Annotated in this window: 18 protein-coding genes; 15 read left to right on the forward strand and 3 right to left on the reverse strand. The window is 67.7% G+C overall.

The features are described from left to right. Positions 1-635: GntR family transcriptional regulator (locus ISS20_RS16375; protein ID WP_291438059.1), on the reverse strand; the 635-nt coding region annotated here is incomplete at its 3' end. 137 nt (positions 636-772) lie between these two features. Between ISS20_RS16375 and ISS20_RS16380 the strand changes: the two genes are divergently transcribed. From ISS20_RS16380 to ISS20_RS16425, 10 genes are all read left to right on the forward strand, one after another. Next, positions 773-1,387 carry a LysE family translocator gene (locus ISS20_RS16380; protein WP_291438060.1) on the forward strand — a complete coding sequence of 205 codons (615 nt, stop codon included), beginning with the start codon at positions 773-775 and terminating at the stop codon, positions 1,385-1,387. Continuing rightward, positions 1,384-2,304 (forward strand): DMT family transporter, encoded by a 921-nt coding sequence (locus ISS20_RS16385; protein WP_291438061.1) that lies wholly within the window; start codon positions 1,384-1,386, stop codon positions 2,302-2,304. The genes ISS20_RS16380 and ISS20_RS16385 overlap by 4 nt, the downstream gene beginning before the upstream one ends. Next, positions 2,301-2,630, forward strand: a complete 330-nt coding sequence (locus ISS20_RS16390) for a DHCW motif cupin fold protein (RefSeq protein WP_291438062.1) — start codon at positions 2,301-2,303, stop codon at positions 2,628-2,630. The genes ISS20_RS16385 and ISS20_RS16390 overlap by 4 nt, the downstream gene beginning before the upstream one ends. Before the next feature lie 9 nt (positions 2,631-2,639). Further along, positions 2,640-2,963: a cupin domain-containing protein gene (locus ISS20_RS16395; RefSeq protein ID WP_291438063.1), complete on the forward strand. Its 324-nt coding sequence runs from the start codon at positions 2,640-2,642 to the stop codon at positions 2,961-2,963. After that, positions 2,960-4,165, forward strand: coding sequence for a PLP-dependent aminotransferase family protein (locus tag ISS20_RS16400; protein WP_291438064.1), 1,206 nt, complete (start codon positions 2,960-2,962; stop codon positions 4,163-4,165). Before ISS20_RS16395 ends, ISS20_RS16400 begins: the two co-directional genes overlap by 4 nt. 6 nt (positions 4,166-4,171) lie before the next feature. Then, a complete protein-coding gene (locus ISS20_RS16405) occupies positions 4,172-4,798 on the forward strand; it encodes a glutathione S-transferase C-terminal domain-containing protein (RefSeq protein ID WP_291438065.1) in 627 nt (208 codons plus the stop codon). Between the two features lie 12 nt (positions 4,799-4,810). Next, positions 4,811-5,713 (forward strand): PhzF family phenazine biosynthesis protein, encoded by a 903-nt coding sequence (locus tag ISS20_RS16410; protein ID WP_291438066.1) that lies wholly within the window; start codon positions 4,811-4,813, stop codon positions 5,711-5,713. Positions 5,714-5,742: 29 nt separating this feature from the next. Further along, on the forward strand, positions 5,743-6,438 hold the full coding sequence (locus ISS20_RS16415) for a VOC family protein (protein ID WP_291438067.1): 696 nt from the start codon (positions 5,743-5,745) through the stop codon (positions 6,436-6,438). Continuing rightward, positions 6,435-7,418 carry a threonine dehydratase gene (locus ISS20_RS16420; protein WP_291438068.1) on the forward strand — a complete coding sequence of 328 codons (984 nt, stop codon included), beginning with the start codon at positions 6,435-6,437 and terminating at the stop codon, positions 7,416-7,418. Before ISS20_RS16415 ends, ISS20_RS16420 begins: the two co-directional genes overlap by 4 nt. Positions 7,419-7,514: 96 nt before the next feature. Further along, positions 7,515-8,186, forward strand: a complete 672-nt coding sequence (locus ISS20_RS16425; protein ID WP_291438069.1) for a histidine phosphatase family protein — start codon at positions 7,515-7,517, stop codon at positions 8,184-8,186. Positions 8,187-8,264: 78 nt separating this feature from the next. Here the strand turns inward: ISS20_RS16425 and ISS20_RS16430 are convergent, their stop codons facing one another. Next, complete coding sequence (locus ISS20_RS16430) at positions 8,265-9,131, reverse strand: creatininase family protein (RefSeq protein WP_291438070.1); 867 nt, start codon at positions 9,129-9,131, stop codon at positions 8,265-8,267. A gap of 31 nt (positions 9,132-9,162) precedes the next feature. Then, positions 9,163-9,465 (reverse strand): hypothetical protein, encoded by a 303-nt coding sequence (locus ISS20_RS16435; RefSeq protein ID WP_291438071.1) that lies wholly within the window; start codon positions 9,463-9,465, stop codon positions 9,163-9,165. 167 nt (positions 9,466-9,632) lie between these two features. On the opposite strand from ISS20_RS16435, the gene ISS20_RS16440 reads away from it, so the two are divergent. The 5 genes from ISS20_RS16440 (at position 9,633) to ISS20_RS16460 (ending at position 18,233) form a co-directional block, all read left to right on the forward strand. Next, positions 9,633-10,385, forward strand: coding sequence for an alanyl-tRNA editing protein (locus ISS20_RS16440; protein WP_291438072.1), 753 nt, complete (start codon positions 9,633-9,635; stop codon positions 10,383-10,385). 307 nt (positions 10,386-10,692) lie between these two features. Then, positions 10,693-14,541 carry a DUF748 domain-containing protein gene (locus ISS20_RS16445; protein WP_291438073.1) on the forward strand — a complete coding sequence of 1,283 codons (3,849 nt, stop codon included), beginning with the start codon at positions 10,693-10,695 and terminating at the stop codon, positions 14,539-14,541. Between the two features lie 217 nt (positions 14,542-14,758). Continuing rightward, positions 14,759-17,002 carry a thioredoxin family protein gene (locus ISS20_RS16450; protein ID WP_291438074.1) on the forward strand — a complete coding sequence of 748 codons (2,244 nt, stop codon included), beginning with the start codon at positions 14,759-14,761 and terminating at the stop codon, positions 17,000-17,002. A 60-nt stretch (positions 17,003-17,062) separates the two neighbouring features. Continuing rightward, a complete protein-coding gene (locus ISS20_RS16455; RefSeq protein WP_291438075.1) occupies positions 17,063-17,677 on the forward strand; it encodes a thioredoxin family protein in 615 nt (204 codons plus the stop codon). 40 nt (positions 17,678-17,717) lie between these two features. Further along, positions 17,718-18,233 carry a CoA-binding protein gene (locus ISS20_RS16460; RefSeq protein ID WP_291438076.1) on the forward strand — a complete coding sequence of 172 codons (516 nt, stop codon included), beginning with the start codon at positions 17,718-17,720 and terminating at the stop codon, positions 18,231-18,233. Positions 18,234-18,314: the final 81 nt, after the last annotated feature.

Below are 18,314 nucleotides of genomic sequence, written 5' to 3' on the forward strand. Positions count from 1 at the left end.
GCCCCCACGGTGGTGATGATGTTCTCGGGCACCGTGTGCACATTGAGCGTGGACAGCTTCTTGGCCAGCACGCGCCGCAGGCCTGCATCGCCCAGAGGCTCGCCGTACTGCAGCGAAAACTCCTGCAGGGCGCGCGAGTTGGTGACCTTGCGCACGGCCGCGGGCATGAAGGTGGACTCCAGCCAGTCGGGCGGAAAGACCCCCATGCCGGGCTGGGGCTTGTCGCTGATCTTGTGGAACATGCCCCGGATCAGCGCCGTGGCGTTGACGGGCGACACGCCTGGGCCCGCGCGGCCGGCCGCACGCGGCGCAAACCAGTGCGCCGTGCTCCAGGTGGCGGCCGCACTCTCCAGCCCGGTGTCCACAGGGTGGGCGTCCTCGTCGTCGGCAGCGTGGGCCGCGCGGCCACTTTCGCGCACAAAAAATCCCCGGTTCTTGCGCGCCTCCACCAGCCCCTGGGCCAGCAGCTGGTCGTAGGCCGCCACCACGGTGGACGGGCTCACCCCGTTCTGCTGCGCGCACTGGCGCACCGACGGCAGGCGCGCGCCGGGCGCCAGCAGGCGGTTGCGGATGCGCTCCGAGATCCGAGCCGACAACTGCTCGGTGAGCGACTGGGTAGAGGATTTCATCAGCATGGCAAGGCCCCGGGTGGTGTACTGTCTTCGCAACCAATACAGATTCAATACTGCGCTGAATGACTGTACTGGTCATGTATTGGTTTGCAAGATTACATTGAACCCACACATCCGACAAGAACCCCCTACCATTCCCCATGAGCGTCGCCGAACTCACCGCCCTGCTGCTGTTTTGCACCGCCATGAGCTTTTCGCCAGGGCCCAACACCACCCTGTCCACCGCGCTCGCGGCCAACCTGGGCCTCAAGCGCGCGCTGCGCTTTTGCTTCGCCGTGCCAGCGGGCTGGACGCTGCTCATGCTGGGCAGCGGCCTGGGCATGGGGGCCCTCATCACTGGCGTGCCCGCCCTGCGCTGGGCGGTAACGCTGCTGGGAGTGGCCTACATGCTGTGGCTGGCTTTCAAGCTCAGCCGCGCCGGGCAGCTGACCGAAGTGGACAGCCACCGCCTGAACGTGACCTTCTGGCAGGGTGTGGGCCTGCAGTTCGTCAACATCAAGGCCTGGATGCTGGCCCTCACGCTCAGCGCGGGCTGGGTGGTCAACGCGGCCGGACAGCCTGCCTCCAACCCCGGGGAGCGCCTGGCCATCATCTGCGGCGTGATGATGGTGTTTGCCTTCACCAGCAACTTTGTCTATGCGCTGGTGGGCTCGCTGCTGCGCCAGTGGCTGGCGCAGGGCACCCGGCTGCTGTGGTTCAACCGCACGCTGGCACTCGTGCTGGTGCTCACGGCGTACTGGATGCTCACCCTATGAACCGCTCACAGGAAAAAGAAGCCCTGCTCTGGGGCCTGGTCGGCGTCACGCTGTTTGCCGCCACCCTGCCCATGACCAGGCTGGCCGTGGGCTCTACCGACGCGCCCCAGTTGTCCCCCTGGTTCGTCACGTTCGGGCGTGCCGCCGTGGCGGGGCTGCTGTCTATCGGCTACCTGCTGTGGCAGCGCACGCAAGGGCGCCTGAACCTGCCGGTGCGCGCCGAGTGGCCGCTGCTGGGCATCACAGCCTTTGGCGTGATCGTGGGATTTCCGCTGTTTCTGGCTCTGGCGCTGCGCCATGTGCCCAGCACGCATGGGGCCGTGGTCACCGCGTTGCTGCCACTGTCCACGGCTTTGCTCGGCGCGCTGTGGTACCGACAGCGGCCCTCGGCAGGCTTCTGGGCCTGTGCATTGCTGGGCAGCGGTCTGGTGCTGGGCTTCATGGTGTGGCGTGCGGGCGGCCTGTACCTGGGCGCGGCCAACGTCTACCTGCTGATCGCCATGACCACGGGCGCCCTGGGCTACATCGGCGGCGCCCGCCTCACGCCCCGGCTGGGGGCCGAGCAGGTCATCTGCTGGGTGCTGGTGTGTAGCCTGCCACTCACGCTGCCCGTGGCCTGGTGGTTTGCGCCGGCCGTGACCTCCAGCATTGGCGCGATGAGCTGGGCGGGCTTTCTGTACGTGGCGTTGTTCTCGATGTGGATCGGCTTCTTTGCGTGGTACCGCGCCCTGGCGTTGGGTGCTGTGCGGGTCAGCCAGATCCAGCTCATCCAGCCCTTTTTGAGCCTGCTGTTTGCGGTGCCGCTGCTGGGTGAACACCTCGACACCGCCACCCTGGTGTTTGCCATGGCCGTGATCGCCACGGTGTTCATCGGCAAGAGGATGCCCGTCCACGCCACACCCAAGCCCGCAGCATGAAGCTGAACAACATCCCCTTTGCCACCACCGAGTGGGCCAGCATTCCGCGCGAAGAAAAAAGCGCCGAAGCGGGCCAAGCCTTCTGGCGCACGCAGACATTTGGCGGGGTCCGCGTGCGCATGGTTGAGTACACCCCCGGCTATGTGTCCGACCACTGGTGCACCAAGGGCCATGTGCTGCTGTGCCTGAGCGGCGAACTGCACACCGAGCTGGCCGACGGCCGCCAGTACACCCCGACGCCGGGCATGAGTTACCAGGTGGCGGACAATGCGGAACCACACCGGTCCACAGCACCACAGGGCGCCACCCTGTTTATTGTGGACTGAAGGAACACCATGCACACCTCTGTGGATCGAGGACTGCGGCAGTTGCCTGGCCCGAACGGCGAACGCTTTGCAGCGCTGATGGCGCATGGCAGCATGCGCACCGAGCTGTATGCGCCGCGCGGCCACGACCCGCAGCAGCCCCATGCGCAGGATGAGCTGTATTTCATCCAGTGCGGCCAGGGCGATTTTGTACAAGGCGACACCCGTCAACGCTTTCAGGCGGGGGATGCGTTTTTTGTGCCTGCGGGGCAAGTGCACCGCTTTGAGCATTTTTCGGACGATTTTGTAACGTGGGTGGTCTTTTGGGGACCGCCCGGAGGAGAACGAGAGTGAAACTGAACGACCTTCCACAGACCAGCACCTGGACCCTGGCACGCCGTGCCGAGCGCATGAACCCCTCGGTCATCCGCGAAATCCTGAAGGTCACCGAAAAGCCCGGCATCATCAGCCTGGCAGGCGGCCTGCCGTCGCCCAAGACCTTCCCTGTCTCCGCGTTTGCCGCCGCTTCTGCCGCCGTGCTGGCCAACGACGGCCCCGGCGCCCTGCAGTACGCCGCCAGCGAAGGCTACGGCCCGCTGCGCCAGGCGATTGCCGACTTCCTGCCCTGGGACGTGGACGCTGACCAGATCCTGATCACCACCGGCTCGCAACAGGCGCTGGACCTGATCGCCAAGATCCTCATCGACGAAAACAGCCGCGTGCTGGTCGAAACCCCCACCTACCTGGGCGCGCTGCAGGCCTTCACGCCCATGGAACCCAGCGTGGTGGCCGTGGCCAGCGACGACGAAGGTGTGCTCATCGACGACCTGAAAGCCAAGGTGGGCACGGGCGCCGACAAGGCACGCTTCCTGTACGTGCTGCCCAACTTCCAGAACCCCACGGGCCGCACCATGACCGAAGCCCGCCGTGCCGCGCTGGTGAAGGCCGCAGCCGAGCTGAACCTGCCGCTGGTGGAAGACAACCCGTATGGCGACCTGTGGTTTGACGCACCGCCGCCCGCCCCGCTCACGGCCCGCAACCCCGAGGGATGCATCTACATGGGCTCGTTCTCCAAGGTGCTGGCCCCCGGCCTGCGCCTGGGCTACATCGTTGCGCCCAAGGCCGTGTACCCCAAGCTGCTGCAGGCCAAGCAGGCGGCCGACCTGCACACCCCCGGCTACAACCAGCGCCTGGTGGCCGAGGTGATGAAGGACGGCTTCCTGGACCGGCACGTGCCCACCATCCGCGCGCTGTACAAGCAGCAGTGCGAGGCCATGCTGGCCGCGCTCGACAAGGAAATGCAGGGCCTCGGTGTGCAGTGGAACCGCCCCGATGGCGGCATGTTCCTGTGGGTGCGCTTGCCCGAGGGCATGAGCGCGATCGAGCTGCTGCCCAAGGCCGTGGAGCGCAATGTGGCCTTTGTGCCCGGCGCGGCGTTCTATGCCGACAACGCCGACCACCGCACGCTGCGCCTGTCGTTCGTCACCTCTACCGTCGAGCAGATCGCCACCGGCATCGGGGCGCTGGCGTCAGCCATCCGCGAGAGCAAGGGCTGAGTCACCATGCTGAGGCTTTGGGGTCGCCTGTCGTCCATCAACGTGCGCAAGGTCGTGTGGGCCGCGCAGGAGCTGGGCATCACGCTGCAGCGCACCGACGCGGGCGGCCAGTACGGCATCGTGCGCGAGGCACGCTTCCTGGGCTTCAACCCCAACGGCCTGGTGCCGCTGATCGAGGACGATGAGGCAGGCGTCACCCTGTGGGAGTCCAACCCCATCGTGCGCTACCTGTGCGCCCGGCATTCGCTGGGCAACCTCTACCCCGAAGACCTGCCCACGCGCTTTGTGGCCGAGCAGTGGATGGACTGGCAACAGACCACGCTCAACCCCGCCGGGCGTGATGCGTTCCTCCAGTGGGTTCGCACCCCCGCCGCACAGCGCAATGAGGCGCTCATCGCCGCATCGGTCGCACTGACCGAGCCGCTGATGGCGATGCTCGATGCCCACCTGGCGCGCCAGCCCTTCATGGCGGGTGAGCGGTTCACCATGGCCGACATCCCGGTGGGTTGCGAGATCCACCGCTGGTGGGGCCTGCCGCAAGAGCGCGCCGCACACCCCCACCTGGAGCGGTGGTACAACACGGTCAGCAACCGCCCCGGCGCCCGCGGGGTCCTGGACCAACCCCTTTCCTGACCGCGCCTCTCCATGCACCAACGCCCCTTCCAGCAAGTCGATGTGTTCACCGCCACGCCCTACCGGGGCAACCCTCTGGCCGTGGTGCTGGACGGCTCCGGCCTCAGCACCGAAGCCATGCAGGACTTCACCCACTGGACCAACCTGTCCGAAGCCACCTTCCTGCTCCCCCCCACCCCGGAAGGCCGCGCCGCCGGTGCCGACTACCGCGTGCGCATCTTCTGCCCCGGGCGCGAACTGCCTTTTGCAGGCCACCCCACACTGGGCAGCTGCCACGCATGGCTCAAGGCCGGCGGCCAGCCCCAGGTCGCAGGCCAGGTGGTGCAGGAATGTGGCGTGGGCCTGGTCACGCTGCGGCAGGACGGCGAACGCCTGGCCTTTGCTGCGCCGCCCCTCATCCAAAGCGGCCCGCTGGCCGAAGAGGACGTGGCGCTGATCGCGCGCGGCCTGGGCGTGGCGCGCAGCGACATCCTGCACCACGCCTGGTGCGACAACGGCCCCCACTGGCGCGGCGTGATGCTGGCGAGCAGCAAGCAGGTGCTGGCGCTGAAGCCCGACGCCAGCATCCTGGGCCAGCTGGATGTGGGCGTGGTGTGCCCAACCGCTCAAGGCGGCGCATCCGCGCCACGGGGCAAAGTCGGTGTCATTGGCAGCATCGACGCCGAAGGCATCGCCTTTGAAGTGCGCGCCTTTTTCCCAGGCAACAACGGCCTGACCGAAGACCCCGTGACTGGCAGCCTGAACGCCGCGCTGGCCCAGTGGCTCATCGGCGCCGGGCTGGCCCCCACGCAGTATGTGGCCGCTCAAGGGACGTGCCTGGGCCGCGCCGGACGGGTGTTTGTGGAGCAGGACGGCAACACCATCTGGGTCGGCGGCAGTTCGGTCACCTGCCTGACCGGTGAGGTGCTGCTGTGACCGCGTCCACCACCCAACACGCCCCCTGCGTGGACCACCTTGTCGTGCTGGCGGCCGACCTGGCCAGTGGGGTGGACTGGTGCGAGCGCAAGCTGGGCATCACCCCCACGGCGGGCGGCGAACACCCGCTGATGGGCACCCACAACCGCATCTTCAACATCTCCAGCCCGGCGCATCCGCGCGCTTACCTGGAGATCATTGCTATCAACCCAGGAGCATCCAAGGCAATATCCACTAGCGCAAGGCGCTGGTTTGACATGGATGACGCCAATCTGCAGGCTCAGGTAGCCCAGCACGGCCCTCAGCTCATCCACTGGGTGGCGAGCGTGCCCGACGTGGCTGCCGCGTGCACCGCGTTGTCGGCACTCGACATCGAACGCGGCGCCGTCATCACCGCCAGCCGCCCCACGCCCCGTGGCGTGCTGCAATGGCAGATCACTGTGCGCGACGACGGCCTGCGCCTGATGGACGGCTGCCTGCCCACGCTCATTCAGTGGGGCGCGGTGCACCCCTGCGACAGCCTGCCCGCTGTTGGCGTGCAGCTGGCGCAGCTTTCACTGCAGCACGCGCAGGCCGCCACGCTGCAGGCGGCATGTGACGCCATCGGTGTCGGCCCCCAGGCCGCCGTCGCGGCAGGCAACGCGCCTGACCTCACGGCACAACTCACCACGCCGCTGGGCCCCGTCACCCTATCGTCCTCTACCGAAAAGAAAGCCGCCACATGAACACCCGCCTCGACACCACCGCCCTGCTGCCCACCCTGGCCGACATCGAAGCCGCTGCCGAGGTGGTGTACCGCGACTTCGCTGCCACGCCCCAGTACCGCTGGGGCCTGCTCAGCCAGCGTCTGGGCACCGACTGCTGGCTCAAGCACGAAAACTACACGCCCGTAGGCGCATTCAAGATTCGGGGTGGCCTCACTTACTTCGACCAGCTCGCCCGACGAGGCGCCCTGCCCAAAGAGGTCATCAGCGCCACGCGCGGCAACCACGGCCAGAGCATGGGCTGGGCCGCGCGCCGCCACGGCGTGGCCTGCACCATCGTTGTGCCGCGTGGCAACTCGGTGGAGAAGAACGCCGCCATGCGCGCGCTGGGCGTCACGCTCATCGAACACGGCGACGACTTTCAGGAAGCGCGCGAACACGCCATCGAGCTGGCGGCCCAGCGTGGCGCCCACATGGTGCCCAGCTTCCACCCCGATCTGCTGCGCGGCGTGAGCACCTACTGGTGGGAATTTTTGCGCGCCGTGCCGCAGCTCGATGTGGTGTACGTGCCCATCGGCCAGGGCTCGGGCGCATGCTCGGCCATTGCCGCCAAGCTAGCGCTGCAGCACCCGGTGCGCGTGGTGGGCGTGGTCAGCAGCCACGCCACCACCTATGCCGATTCGCTGGCCGCTGGCCGCGTGGTCGAGGCACCCGTCACCACCCAGCTCGCCGACGGCATGGCCTGCCGCGTGGCCGACGCCGAGGCCCTGACCGTGCTGGCGCCCCACATCGACCACATCGTGCAGGTGAGCGACGCCGAGGTGGCCGCCGCCATGCGTACCCTGTTCACAGACACCCACAACGTGGCCGAGGGCGCTGGTGCTGCAGCGTTGGCGGCGGCGCTGCAGGAACGCGACCAGCTACAGGGTTTGCACGTGGGCCTGGCGTTGACGGGCGGCAACGTGGATGCGCCCATGTTCGGCAGCATTCTGGCGGGCTGAAGCCCTCGCTGATTCAGCCAAAAAAGCTACACATTTAATAGCATCGGTCGCTTTTGCGACAAACGCCTGCGGCGGGTTCTGATCACAATCCGCCGCATGGGAACCCTCTACCTCGTGCGCCACGGCCAGGCCTCGTTTGGCGCGGAAGACTACGACCAGCTCAGCGCGCTGGGCCGTCAGCAGGCAGTGCGCCTGGGCGAACATTGGCGCGCACACGGCTTGGGGTTTGACGCCGTCATCACCGGCACGCTGCGCCGCCACACGCAAACGCTGGAAGGCATCGCCGAAGGCTTGCAGACCACGCCCGAGGTGCTGCAGTTGCCGGGCCTCAACGAATACGACAGCCACGCTCTGATCGCGGCCATCCACCCCCAGCCCCTCGGCCCGGCCGACACGCCCGAGCGTTACCGCGCGCACTTCCGCATCCTGTGCGACGCGCTGGCGCAGTGGATGGCAGGCGTCATCAGCCCCCAGGGCATGCCAAGCTGGAACGAATTTTCGGCCGGCGTGCGCGCTGCCCTGGACCACGTGCGCCACCACCACACGGGCCAGAACGTGCTGCTGGTGAGCAGCGGCGGCCCCATCTCCACCGCCGTGGGCGAAGTGCTGGGCACAGCGCCCGAGGTGACGATTGCGCTGAACATGCGCATTCGCAACAGCGCAGTGACGGAGTTCTCGATCTCGCCCAAGCGGTTGATGCTGCAGACGTTCAACACGCTGCCGCACCTGAACGAGCTGGAGCATGCGCAGTGGGTGACGCACGCCTGAGCGCCGACATTTGGGTCTTTGAGGCCGCTTGCGCTAGTCGATCATGCGCTGAAAGCTATTAAAAATATAGCACACAGTTCAACGCAGCTTGGGCCCATCCGCCAGGGTGGACAGCGGCAGCGCCTGCAGCTCCTGCAGCAGGGCCACCAGTTGCTGCGCTGCGGCATCTACCACCGTCCGCCCCTTGTCTGCGGTCGCCCCGGCCGCATTGCCCACGGCCCCAGCCGGGTGGTAATCCTGCATCTGCCAGCCCAGCTTGGCGCTTTTGCCGTTGCCCAGGATGGCATAGCGCTCCGAACGGTCTTGCGACGTGGAGCGGAATTCCTGCGCATGCTCCATGTGCACCGTGGCGGGCGACAGGTGCAGCATCATCGACGTCTCGATCTCGCCCGCGTGGATGCCAAAGCGGTGCTCCTGGGCACTGAACTGGCCCGCCACCGCGTCGGGCAGCGGCAGACTGAACCAGCTGGCGCTATAGACGATGAGATCGCAGCGCGTGCGCAGCTCGCGTGCCACGATGTCCATCACACTCACCTGACCGCCGTGGCCATTGAACAGCAGCAGCTTCTTGATGCCCGCGCGGGCCACACATTCACCGATCTCGGTCCACAGCGCAATCACCGTGGCGGGAGACAGCGTGAGCGTGCCGGGAAAGCGGATGTGCTCCGGGCTCAATCCCACGTTCTGCGGGGGCAAGAACAGCACGGGCAGATCGACAGGCAGCTGCGGCAGCGCGGCATCGACCACACCCTGCAGCAGCGTGGCATCCACCGACAACGGCAAGTGCGGGCCATGCTGCTCGACAGCGGCCACGGGCAGCACAGCCACCACCTGGTCAGCCTGACCGCTGTGCTGCAGCGCGGCAAAGTCGCGGGTGGACAGGTCAGCCCAGAAGCGCGAGGGCAAGGAGAGTGGGGCAGATGGGGGCGCGGCGGCAGCGGTCATGCCGCGATGTTAGGGCCTGTTCAGGGGTGCGTCACTTCAGCACCATCTTGCCCAGCCAGACCAGCAGGTGCCCCACGCCCATCACCAGCAGCGCGGTGGACGCGAGCCCACTGACCCTGCTGCCCAGGCCACGACGGCGCTGCCAGGCGCGCACCACCAGCGCCGCCGCCCAGCCTACGGCGGCCAGCACGGCCCACAGCATCCACAACAGCCCCACGCCCAGGCAGCCAAAGCTCTCGCAGTACAGCGTGAAGGTGTAGTAGGACAGCGCCACCAGCAGCCCGCACAGGCCCAGCAGCAGCACGTCCAGGGTGCGCGAGACCCAGACCGCCATGCGCGAGATGGGGGGCGGAGAGGACGACTGCGGAGGTGAAGGCAAAGGCATGTTCATGAAAAGCCGAGGGTGGAGTGGTGTGGGATGGGGTGGCAGAAACCCCTGCAGCCCAGCATAGCGCCCGCCCCACCGCCGCGCACCGCCGCCCATCCCGCTACCATCACCGCATGACCCAAGACCTCTTCCGCCAAGACGCCTACCTGCGCGAATGCAGCGCCCACATCACCGCCGCCACCGATGTCGGCATCGTGCTGGACCAGACCGTGTTCTACCCCCTGGGCGGCGGCCAGGCGGGCGACAGCGGCGTGCTGGTGCTGGTGGACGGCTCCGAAATCGCGATCGCCGACACCCGCAAGGGCAAGGACGCCGAGGGCCACCCCACCAGCGACATCGTGCACATCCCTGCCCCCGGGCAGGAAGACCGATTGGCGCAGCTCGCGGCAGGTACCGCCGTCACGGCCCGTATCGACTGGGAGCGCCGCCACCGCATGATGCGCCTGCACACCACCAGCCACCTGCTGTGCCACGTGGTGCCGCAACTGGTCAACGGCTGCTCCATCACGCCCGACTACGCCCGGCTGGACTTTGCGATGACCGACCCGCTGGACAAGGAGCAGCTGACCGCCGCCATCGCCACCCTGGTGGCCGCCGCGCACCCGCTCACCGTGGCCTCGATCAGCGACGAAGAACTGGATGCCAACCCCGCCCTGGTCAAGAGCATGAGCGTGCAGCCGCCACGCGGCACCGGGCGCATCCGCACCATCCGCATCGGCGGCGAAGCCGACGCGCCACCGATCGACCTGCAGCCCTGCGGCGGCACGCATGTGGCCAACACGTCGGAGATCGGCGCCATCGTGGTGACCAAGATTGAAAAGAAAAGCGCCACCACCCGCAGGGTGGTGCTGGGCTTTGCCCAGTGAGCGCAGCGAGGAGCGCTTTTCTTTGGGGTGCACTCACTTGTGCGCAGCGCAAGTGAGTGCGCACCAAAAGACACGGTCCTGAGCCACCACCCGCAGGGTGGTGCCGGGCTTTGCCCTGTGAGTGCAGCGACGGACGACCGCACTCACTGTCAACAATCTTGAGCCACCGCAGCCGCCCGTTGCATTGGCTTACGCAGGCAGGCTGACAACGGGGACAATAGCGCCCGCGCGCAGCACCCGCCCGGCCCTCGGGCGGCGATGACCGGTTCTACATCCCGGGCTGCGGCGCCTACCCTTGCCTGCCGCCATGCCGATCTCCCTGCGCTCCGTCTCGTTTGCCTCTTTGCGCCAGCACCGCTGGTTCCGCCCCGCCGTCCGCGCACTGGCGGGTTTGATCGCCCTGTGGCTTGTCACCTGGCTCGCCATTCCGCCGCTGGTCAAGGGCCCGCTGGAGCGCATTGCCTCTGAGCAACTGGGTCGCACCGTGACGGTGGGGGGCATCGACTTTGAGCCCTGGAGCCTGGAATTCGCGCTGCGTGACGTGACCGTGGCGGGCGCCAATGGAGCTCCACCACAGCTGACCATTGGCCGCGTCTATGCCGACGGCGAACTGCAGTCGCTGCTGCGCATGGCGCCCGTGGTGGACGCCTTCACCATCGAAAACCCGGTCCTGCGCATCACCCACCTGGGCGACGGCCGCTATGACGTGGACGACATCATTGCCAAGGTCACCGCGCCCAAGAGCGAACCCGAGCCCGACACCGGCCCCGCACGGCTGGCGCTGTACAACCTGGCGCTCACGGGCGGCAGCATCGACTTCATCGACAACACCGTCAGTGCAACCCATGAGGTGCGTGCGCTGGCGCTGAAAGTGCCTTTCATCAGCACCCTGCCCTCGCAGCGCGAGGTGAAGGTGGAGCCCCACCTGGCGTTCACGCTCGATGGCAGCCGGTTTGACTCGTCCGCCCAGGGCACGCCGTTTGCACAGACCGGCAAAGCCGACGCGCAGATCCGGCTGGATGGGCTGAACCTCGCACCCTACCTGGGCTACCTGCCGGCCAACCTGCCCGTCAAGGTGTTGGGCGCCACGCTGGATGCGGATGTGAAGGTGGCCTTTGAGCAGCACCCGCGCATGGCCGTGAAGCTGACCGGCACCGTGCAAGCCAGCGGCGTGCGCATTGTTGACCGCCAGGGCGCCGACCTGCTGAGCTATGAGCGCCTGAAAATCGACATGGCCGATGTGCGCCCGCTGGACCAGGTGGTGCGACTGCAGCATGTGGAGCTGACCGCGCCCGTGGTCACCGCCACGCGCGATGCCAGCGGTCAGATCAACCTGGCGCAGCTGGCAGCGCCTGCACAGCCTTCAACGCCCACCAAGGGCAAGACAGCCACGCCTGCGGCGCCCGTATCCACTGACCCTGCGTCTTCCCCCCCGGCCAGCGCCAGTGCGGCATCCGCCCCAGCGTCCACCGCCTCCACAGGCAAAGCCAAGGCCAAGACAGCCGCCCCCGCATGGGCAGTGGAAGTCGCCACTGCCGCCGTGCGCGGCGGCACCCTGCGCTGGGCCGACGCCACCACGCGCCCCGCTGCAGCCCTGCAGGCCACCGACATCGCGCTGGATGCGGCCGACGTCGCCCTGCCCTTTGCCAAGGAGAACGCCAAGCCCTTCAGCTTCAAGGGCGGGCTCAGCCTGCAGGGCAGCACACTCAGCTTCACCGGCGAAGCCACGGACCAGAAGGCCCAGATCAACGCCACCCTGAACGCCCTGGCCCTGCAACTGGCCGCGCCCTACCTGGCCCAAGCGCTGGAGCCCACGGTGACCGGCCAGCTCACAGGCGATGTGGGCGTGGTGTGGCAAGCCCCCACACCACAGGCAGCGCAGGCAGGCGCCACCGGCGTCACCCTCAAGGCAGGCCCCCTGGCGCTGGAGCAACTGGCCGTCAAACAGGGCAAGACCACCTTGGCCAGCCTGGGCAAGCTCGACATAGCGGGCGCCGAGGTGCCCCTGGATGCGCGCACTGCCACGCTGGAGCGCCTGGCCATCAGCCAGCCGCAACTGGCGGTGGAACGGGGAGCGGACGGGCGCTGGATGTTCGAGCGCTGGCTGAAGGCAGCGCCAGGCAGCACCACGGCCCCGGCGGCAACGGCTGACGCAGCCCCCGCCAGCACCAGCACACCCTGGAAGCTGCGCGTGGCCGATTTCTCGGTGCAAGGCGGCACCGTCTCGCTGGCCGACAACGCCCAGCCGCGCCCCGTGGCGCTGGATATCACCGCCTTGGGCATCACCGCCCGCAACCTGGCCAGCGACGGCAGCAAGCCAGAGGCCTTTACGCTCACCGCCCGCGCCGCCGCGCCAGGCAAGGGCAACAACAAGGCAACGCCGGGCAAGCTGGACTACCAGGGCACGCTGGCCCTGCAGCCGCTGGCCACCCAGGGCAAGCTCGACGCCACTCGCCTGCCCCTGCACGCACTGGACGGCTACCTGGCCAGCCAGCTGTCGGTAGAACTGCTGCGGGCCGATGTGGGCTACCGGGGCCAGGTGGCCCTGGCGCAGACCGACAAAGGAGTCAGCCTGCGCCTGAGCGGCGATGCCGTGGTGGAAGACCTGCAGGCCAACAGCACGGCCGCCTTCACCCCCAAGACCGAGGCCCAGGTGGGTGAGGAACTGCTGGCCTGGAAGAGCCTGAACCTGCGCGGCCTGGCCGTGGCCACCGCCCCCGGCACCGCGCCGCGCGTGGAAGTCAAGGAAACCAGCCTGGTGGACTTTTTTGCCCGGGTCACCATCAACGAGGCCGGCCGCATCAACCTGAGCGACATTGCCAAGACCCCGGCCGAGGCACGGGCGGCCAATGCGGCCAGCGCCGCGGCCAGCACGGCCGCCCCCACCGCGCCGGCTCCCGCCACAGCGGCATCGGCCGCGCCCACTACTGCCACTGCACCCACCGCCGCAGTGGCCCAGGCCGACCCACTGGCCCCTGTGGTGGTCTTTGGCCCCGTGAGCCTGGTCAACGGCAAGGTGCTGTTTTCGGACTTCTTCATCAAGCCCAACTACTCGGCAGACCTGTCGGAGCTGACCGGCAAGCTCAGCGCGTTCTCGTCCGAAGCCTCGGGCGGCGAGCCCGTGCTCGCCGACCTGGAGCTGCGCGGCCGCGCCGAGGGCTCGGCGTCGCTCGAAGTCACCGGCAAGCTCAACCCGCTGGCCAAACCGCTGGCCCTCGACATCGTGGGCAAGGTGCGCGACCTGGAGCTGCCCCCGCTCACGCCCTATTCCGTCAAATACGCGGGCCACGGCATCGAGCGCGGCAAGCTCAGCGTGGATGTGAACTACAAGGTGCTGCCCAACGGCCAGCTCACCGCCAGCAACCGGCTGGTGCTCAACCAGCTGACCTTTGGCGAGCCCGTGGAGGGCGCCCCCAACAGCCTGCCCGTGAAGCTGGCCGTGGCCCTGCTGGCCGACCGCCAGGGCGTGATCGACCTGGACCTGCCCATCAGCGGCTCGCTCAACGACCCGCAGTTCCGTGTCGGCCCGGTGATCTTCAAGATCATCGTCAACCTCATCGGCAAGGCGCTGACCTCGCCGTTCAGCCTGCTGGCCAGCGCCTTTGGCGGTGGCGACGAGATGAGCAATGTGCCGTTTGCCCCCGGAAGCGCAACGCTCACGCCCGAGGCGCAGCAGAACCTGGGCAAGGTGGTCAAGGCCCTGGCCGACCGCCCTGCGCTCAAGATCACCGTGACTGGCATGGCCAGCCTGCAAGACGAGCGTGAGGGCCTGCAGCGCGAACGCCTGCAACAACTCGTGCTGGCTGAAAGACGCCGCGCCAGCCCCGGCACGGCAGACACCGCCCCCGTGTCGGCCACCGAATACCCCGCCCTGCTCAAGGAGGTATACCGCCGCGCCGACATTCCAAAACCACGCAATCTGGTCGGCTTGGCCAAGGAGCTCACGGTGCCCGAGATGGAAGCCCTGCTGCTGGCCAACCAGCCCGCCACCGAGGCCATGGCAGCCGACCTGGCCACGCAGCGCGGCCAGGCGATCCGCGCGTACCTGGTGTCGCAAAAGCTGCCGGTGGAGCGGCTGTTTGTCGCAGCCCCCAAAGCGGGCAAACAAGCAGAAAAGTGGACACCGCGTGCGGAATTGAGCCTGGCGACACAGTGAGCAACACCCCCTGAGTCGCCTACGGCGCCTTCCCCCTCTCTCGCTACGCGGGAGGGGGACGCCCCCAGCGCGGCGGGGCGGCCCTTGCGCGGGGGCCCTGGTACTGGCCGCGCCCGTTTCCACGGACATGGACGGCTCCAAGCACAATGGTGGATCGAGAATCGAAACGGCGGCAGCGCCGGAACCAATCCCGCCCCGCCCGCTCCCACACTGCACCATGCCTTCACGCCTGTTCCACCGCCTTGCAGCCACTCTCTTTTTTATAGCTGCCAGCGCTTTATGGACTAGCGCTAGCGCCCAATTGGGCACCAAAACCAGCGGACAGGGCACCAGCGTGGTCACCACGCCCTATGTGCGGGCCGAGCTGCTGGCCCATGCGCCCCAGGGCGTGGCGGCCGGCCAGCCGCTGTGGCTGGGCCTCTCGATCACCCACCAGCCCGAGTGGCACACGTACTGGAAGAACCCCGGCGACTCTGGCCTGCCCACCGAACTGGCCTGGACGCTGCCCGCCGGGCTGGACGCTGGCGAGATCGCCTGGCCCCTGCCCAAAAAGATTCCCATCGGCACGCTGGCCAACTACGGCTATGAAGGCACCGTGCTGCTGCCTGTGCCCGTCACCGTGGCCAGCACCTATGCCCCCGGCCCGCTGGCCAAGGACGCCACCATCAAGCTGCGCGCCTCCTGGCTGGTGTGCCGCAAGGAGTGCATCCCCGAAGAGGGCGAATTCACGCTGCAGCTGCCCATCCAGAGCACGACGGCGCTGAGTGGTGCGGCGTTCGAAGCTGCCGCCAAGGCACAACCCCAACCCGTACTGGCAGGCACCAGCGGCATCGTGCCGGACAGCCAGGCGCAGATTGCTGATGGCAACCTGTTGAACGTCAGCGTGCAGGGCCTGCCCATGGCGCTGCGTGGCAAGACGCTGGACCTGTTCCCCGAAACCGCCGAGGTCATCAACAACGCCGCCAGCTGGAAGCAGGCCTGGAACGGCAGCGTGTGGACCGCGCAGATTCCCCTGGCCGACCAGCGCAGCGCCAGCCCCAGCCTGATGCCCGTGGTGCTGGCCGAGCAGACTGCAGCGGGCCACGGCACCGGGCCCGATACGCGCACCGGCTACCGCGCCGAGTTGAAGGTGCTGGGCACCTGGCCGCAGGGCGCATCAGTCGCTGCGGTATCACCCGCCCTGGAAGCCGCACTCAAAGCGAATGCAGCTCAGGCAGGCGGAGCGGCTACATCGGCTGCGGGCTCCGGCGCCTCGTCCCTCACCCTCACCGCCGCGCTGCTGGGCGCCTTGCTCGGCGGCCTCATCCTCAACCTCATGCCCTGCGTGTTCCCGGTGCTGGCGATCAAGGTGGTGGGGTTCACCCAGCATGCACAAGACCGCCGCGCGCACCGACTCAGTGGCATGGCCTACACCGTCGGCGTGGTGCTGTCGTTCATGCTGCTTGGCGCACTCATGCTGGGCCTGCGCGCGGCGGGCGAGGCGGTAGGCTGGGGCTTTCAGCTGCAGTCGCCCGCCGTGGTGGCGGGCCTGGCGGCGCTGTTCACGCTGATCGCGCTGAACCTGGCGGGTGTGTTCGAGTTCGGGCATTTCCTGCCTTCGTCGGTGGCCAGCCTGCAGGCACGGCACCCGGTGGCCGACAGTTTTCTGACCGGCGTGCTGGCTGTGGCCGTGGCATCGCCCTGCACCGCACCGTTCATGGGCGCATCGCTGGGCCTCACGGCCACGCTGCCCGCGCCGCAGGCATTGGCGGTGTTTGCGGCGCTGGGCCTGGGCCTGGCGCTGCCGTTCCTGGCCGCCAGTTTCATCCCCGCCGTCGCCCGTGCATTGCCCCGCCCCGGAGCGTGGATGGACACCTTCCGCAAGCTCATGGCCTTTCCCATGTTCGCCACCGTGGTCTGGCTGGTGTGGGTGCTGGGCCAGCAAAGCGGCATCGACGGCGCGGGTGCGCTGCTGATCCTGCTGGTGGGGCTGTCGCTGGTGGTGTGGGCGCTGTCGCTGGCCGGGCGCGCGCGGATGTGGATGGCCACCGTATCGCTGGCGACGATGGCGCTGCTGGGTTGGGCCTTTGTGCCCCACATCACCAACGTGCCTACTACGCAAAGCGCCACGCAAGCATCCGCCACCGACTGGCAACCCTGGGCACCTGGCGCCGCCGAGCAGATCGTGGCCGGTGGCCGCCCTGTGTTTGTGGACTTCACCGCCGCCTGGTGCGTGACCTGCCAGTACAACAAGAAGACCACGCTGGCCAATTCCGACGTGATCGCCGACCTGCAAATCAAGAACGTAGCCCTGCTGCGCGCCGACTGGACGCGGCGCGACCCCGCCATCACCGCCGCCCTGGCGTCGCTGGGCCGCAGTGGTGTGCCCGTCTACGTGTTCTACCGCCCCGGCAAGCCGCCGGTGGTGCTGACCGAAGTACTCAGCGTGGACGAGGTGCGCGCCACCATTGCGCAGTTGTAGGTCGCTGCCTCACACCTTTCCGCCTTCGACAACCCGCCAACCCCTTCAGGAGACCCCGCCATGAAGTTGCTACGCCGTACGTTGATCGCTACCGCCGCCCTGGTTGCACTCGGCGCCCAGGCCGCCGCTACCGTGGGCCAGCCCGCGCCCGACTTCACACTCAAGGACACCAACGGAAAGACCGTGCGCCTGTCGGACTTCAAGGGCAAACATGTGGTGCTGGAATGGACCAACCCCGGCTGTCCCTTCGTGAAAAAGCATTACGACAGCGGCAACATGCCCGCCACGCAGAAAGACGCCACCGGCCAAGGCGTGGTCTGGCTGGCCATCAACTCCACCGAAAAAGCCAGCAGCGACTACCTGGAGCCCGCCAAGCTCATGGCCTGGAAGCAGGAACGCAAGGCCGCCCCCACCGCCGTGCTGATGGACGAGGAAGGCACCGTGGGCAAGAGCTACGGCGCCCGCACCACACCGCACATGTACATCGTCAACCCGCAGGGCATGCTGGTGTACGCGGGTGGCATCGACAGTATCCCCTCGGCCCGCCCGGCAGATATCGAGAAGGCCACCAACTATGTGAAGGTGGGGCTGGCGGAGGCGCTGACGGGCAAGCCGATCTCGGCGGCGACGACGGCGCCGTATGGGTGCAGCATCAAGTACAAATCTCCGGCCTGAGCCCCACCCGACTCACAAGGCGCATGCGTACACTGTTTGCATGCTCCACACCCCCGACACCATCAGCACCCTGCGCCACTTGCTCACCGCCTGCCGCACCATTGCGGTGGTGGGCCTCTCGCCGCAGTGGCACCGCCCCAGCTACTTCGCCGCCAAGTACATGCAGGCGCATGGCTATCGCATCGTGCCGGTCAACCCGCTGGTGGCGCGCGAGGGCGGGCAGATTTTGGGCGAGACGGCCTACGCCAGCGTGACCGAGGCGGCCGCCGCGCTGGCAACGCAGGGCCAGAAGATCGACATGGTGGACTGCTTTCGCAAGAGTGAGGACATCCCGCCACTGGCCGACGAAGCCGTCGCCATCGGCGCAAAGTGCCTGTGGCTGCAGCTGGGCGTGTTCAACGAGGCCGCAGGCCTGCGCGCGGAGGCGGCGGGCCTGCAAGTCATTCAAAACCGCTGCGTGAAGATTGAACACGCGCGGCTGTTTGGCGGCCTGGGCTGGATGGGCGTGAACACGCGCGTGATCAGCGCCAAGCGCCTGCGGCAGCTGCCTTACTAGCAAATTGATAGCTGTCAGCGCATATTGCACTAGCGCTTGCGGCCGATTCCATTCAAATTCCTTCACCCAACCCCCTGCGCA

The organism is Acidovorax sp., assembly GCF_016783915.1.
Taxonomy (GTDB): domain Bacteria; phylum Pseudomonadota; class Gammaproteobacteria; order Burkholderiales; family Burkholderiaceae_C; genus Acidovorax.

What these genes read in the sequence shown, in the direction of transcription:
- ISS20_RS16430 (WP_291438070.1), bottom strand. Translation starts at nt 9,131, where the DNA reads ATGACCGCTGCCGCCGCGCCCCCATCTGCCCCACTCTCCTTGCCCTCG.
- ISS20_RS16455 (WP_291438075.1), top strand. Translation starts at nt 17,063, where the DNA reads ATGAAGTTGCTACGCCGTACGTTGATCGCTACCGCCGCCCTGGTTGCA.
- ISS20_RS16405 (WP_291438065.1), top strand. Translation starts at nt 4,172, where the DNA reads ATGCTGAGGCTTTGGGGTCGCCTGTCGTCCATCAACGTGCGCAAGGTC.
- ISS20_RS16385 (WP_291438061.1), top strand. Translation starts at nt 1,384, where the DNA reads ATGAACCGCTCACAGGAAAAAGAAGCCCTGCTCTGGGGCCTGGTCGGC.
- ISS20_RS16460 (WP_291438076.1), top strand. Translation starts at nt 17,718, where the DNA reads ATGCTCCACACCCCCGACACCATCAGCACCCTGCGCCACTTGCTCACC.
- ISS20_RS16380 (WP_291438060.1), top strand. Translation starts at nt 773, where the DNA reads ATGAGCGTCGCCGAACTCACCGCCCTGCTGCTGTTTTGCACCGCCATG.
- ISS20_RS16450 (WP_291438074.1), top strand. Translation starts at nt 14,759, where the DNA reads ATGCCTTCACGCCTGTTCCACCGCCTTGCAGCCACTCTCTTTTTTATA.
- ISS20_RS16445 (WP_291438073.1), top strand. Translation starts at nt 10,693, where the DNA reads ATGCCGATCTCCCTGCGCTCCGTCTCGTTTGCCTCTTTGCGCCAGCAC.
- ISS20_RS16410 (WP_291438066.1), top strand. Translation starts at nt 4,811, where the DNA reads ATGCACCAACGCCCCTTCCAGCAAGTCGATGTGTTCACCGCCACGCCC.
- ISS20_RS16420 (WP_291438068.1), top strand. Translation starts at nt 6,435, where the DNA reads ATGAACACCCGCCTCGACACCACCGCCCTGCTGCCCACCCTGGCCGAC.
- ISS20_RS16440 (WP_291438072.1), top strand. Translation starts at nt 9,633, where the DNA reads ATGACCCAAGACCTCTTCCGCCAAGACGCCTACCTGCGCGAATGCAGC.
- ISS20_RS16435 (WP_291438071.1), bottom strand. Translation starts at nt 9,465, where the DNA reads ATGGCGGTCTGGGTCTCGCGCACCCTGGACGTGCTGCTGCTGGGCCTG.
- ISS20_RS16425 (WP_291438069.1), top strand. Translation starts at nt 7,515, where the DNA reads ATGGGAACCCTCTACCTCGTGCGCCACGGCCAGGCCTCGTTTGGCGCG.
- ISS20_RS16395 (WP_291438063.1), top strand. Translation starts at nt 2,640, where the DNA reads ATGCACACCTCTGTGGATCGAGGACTGCGGCAGTTGCCTGGCCCGAAC.
- ISS20_RS16390 (WP_291438062.1), top strand. Translation starts at nt 2,301, where the DNA reads ATGAAGCTGAACAACATCCCCTTTGCCACCACCGAGTGGGCCAGCATT.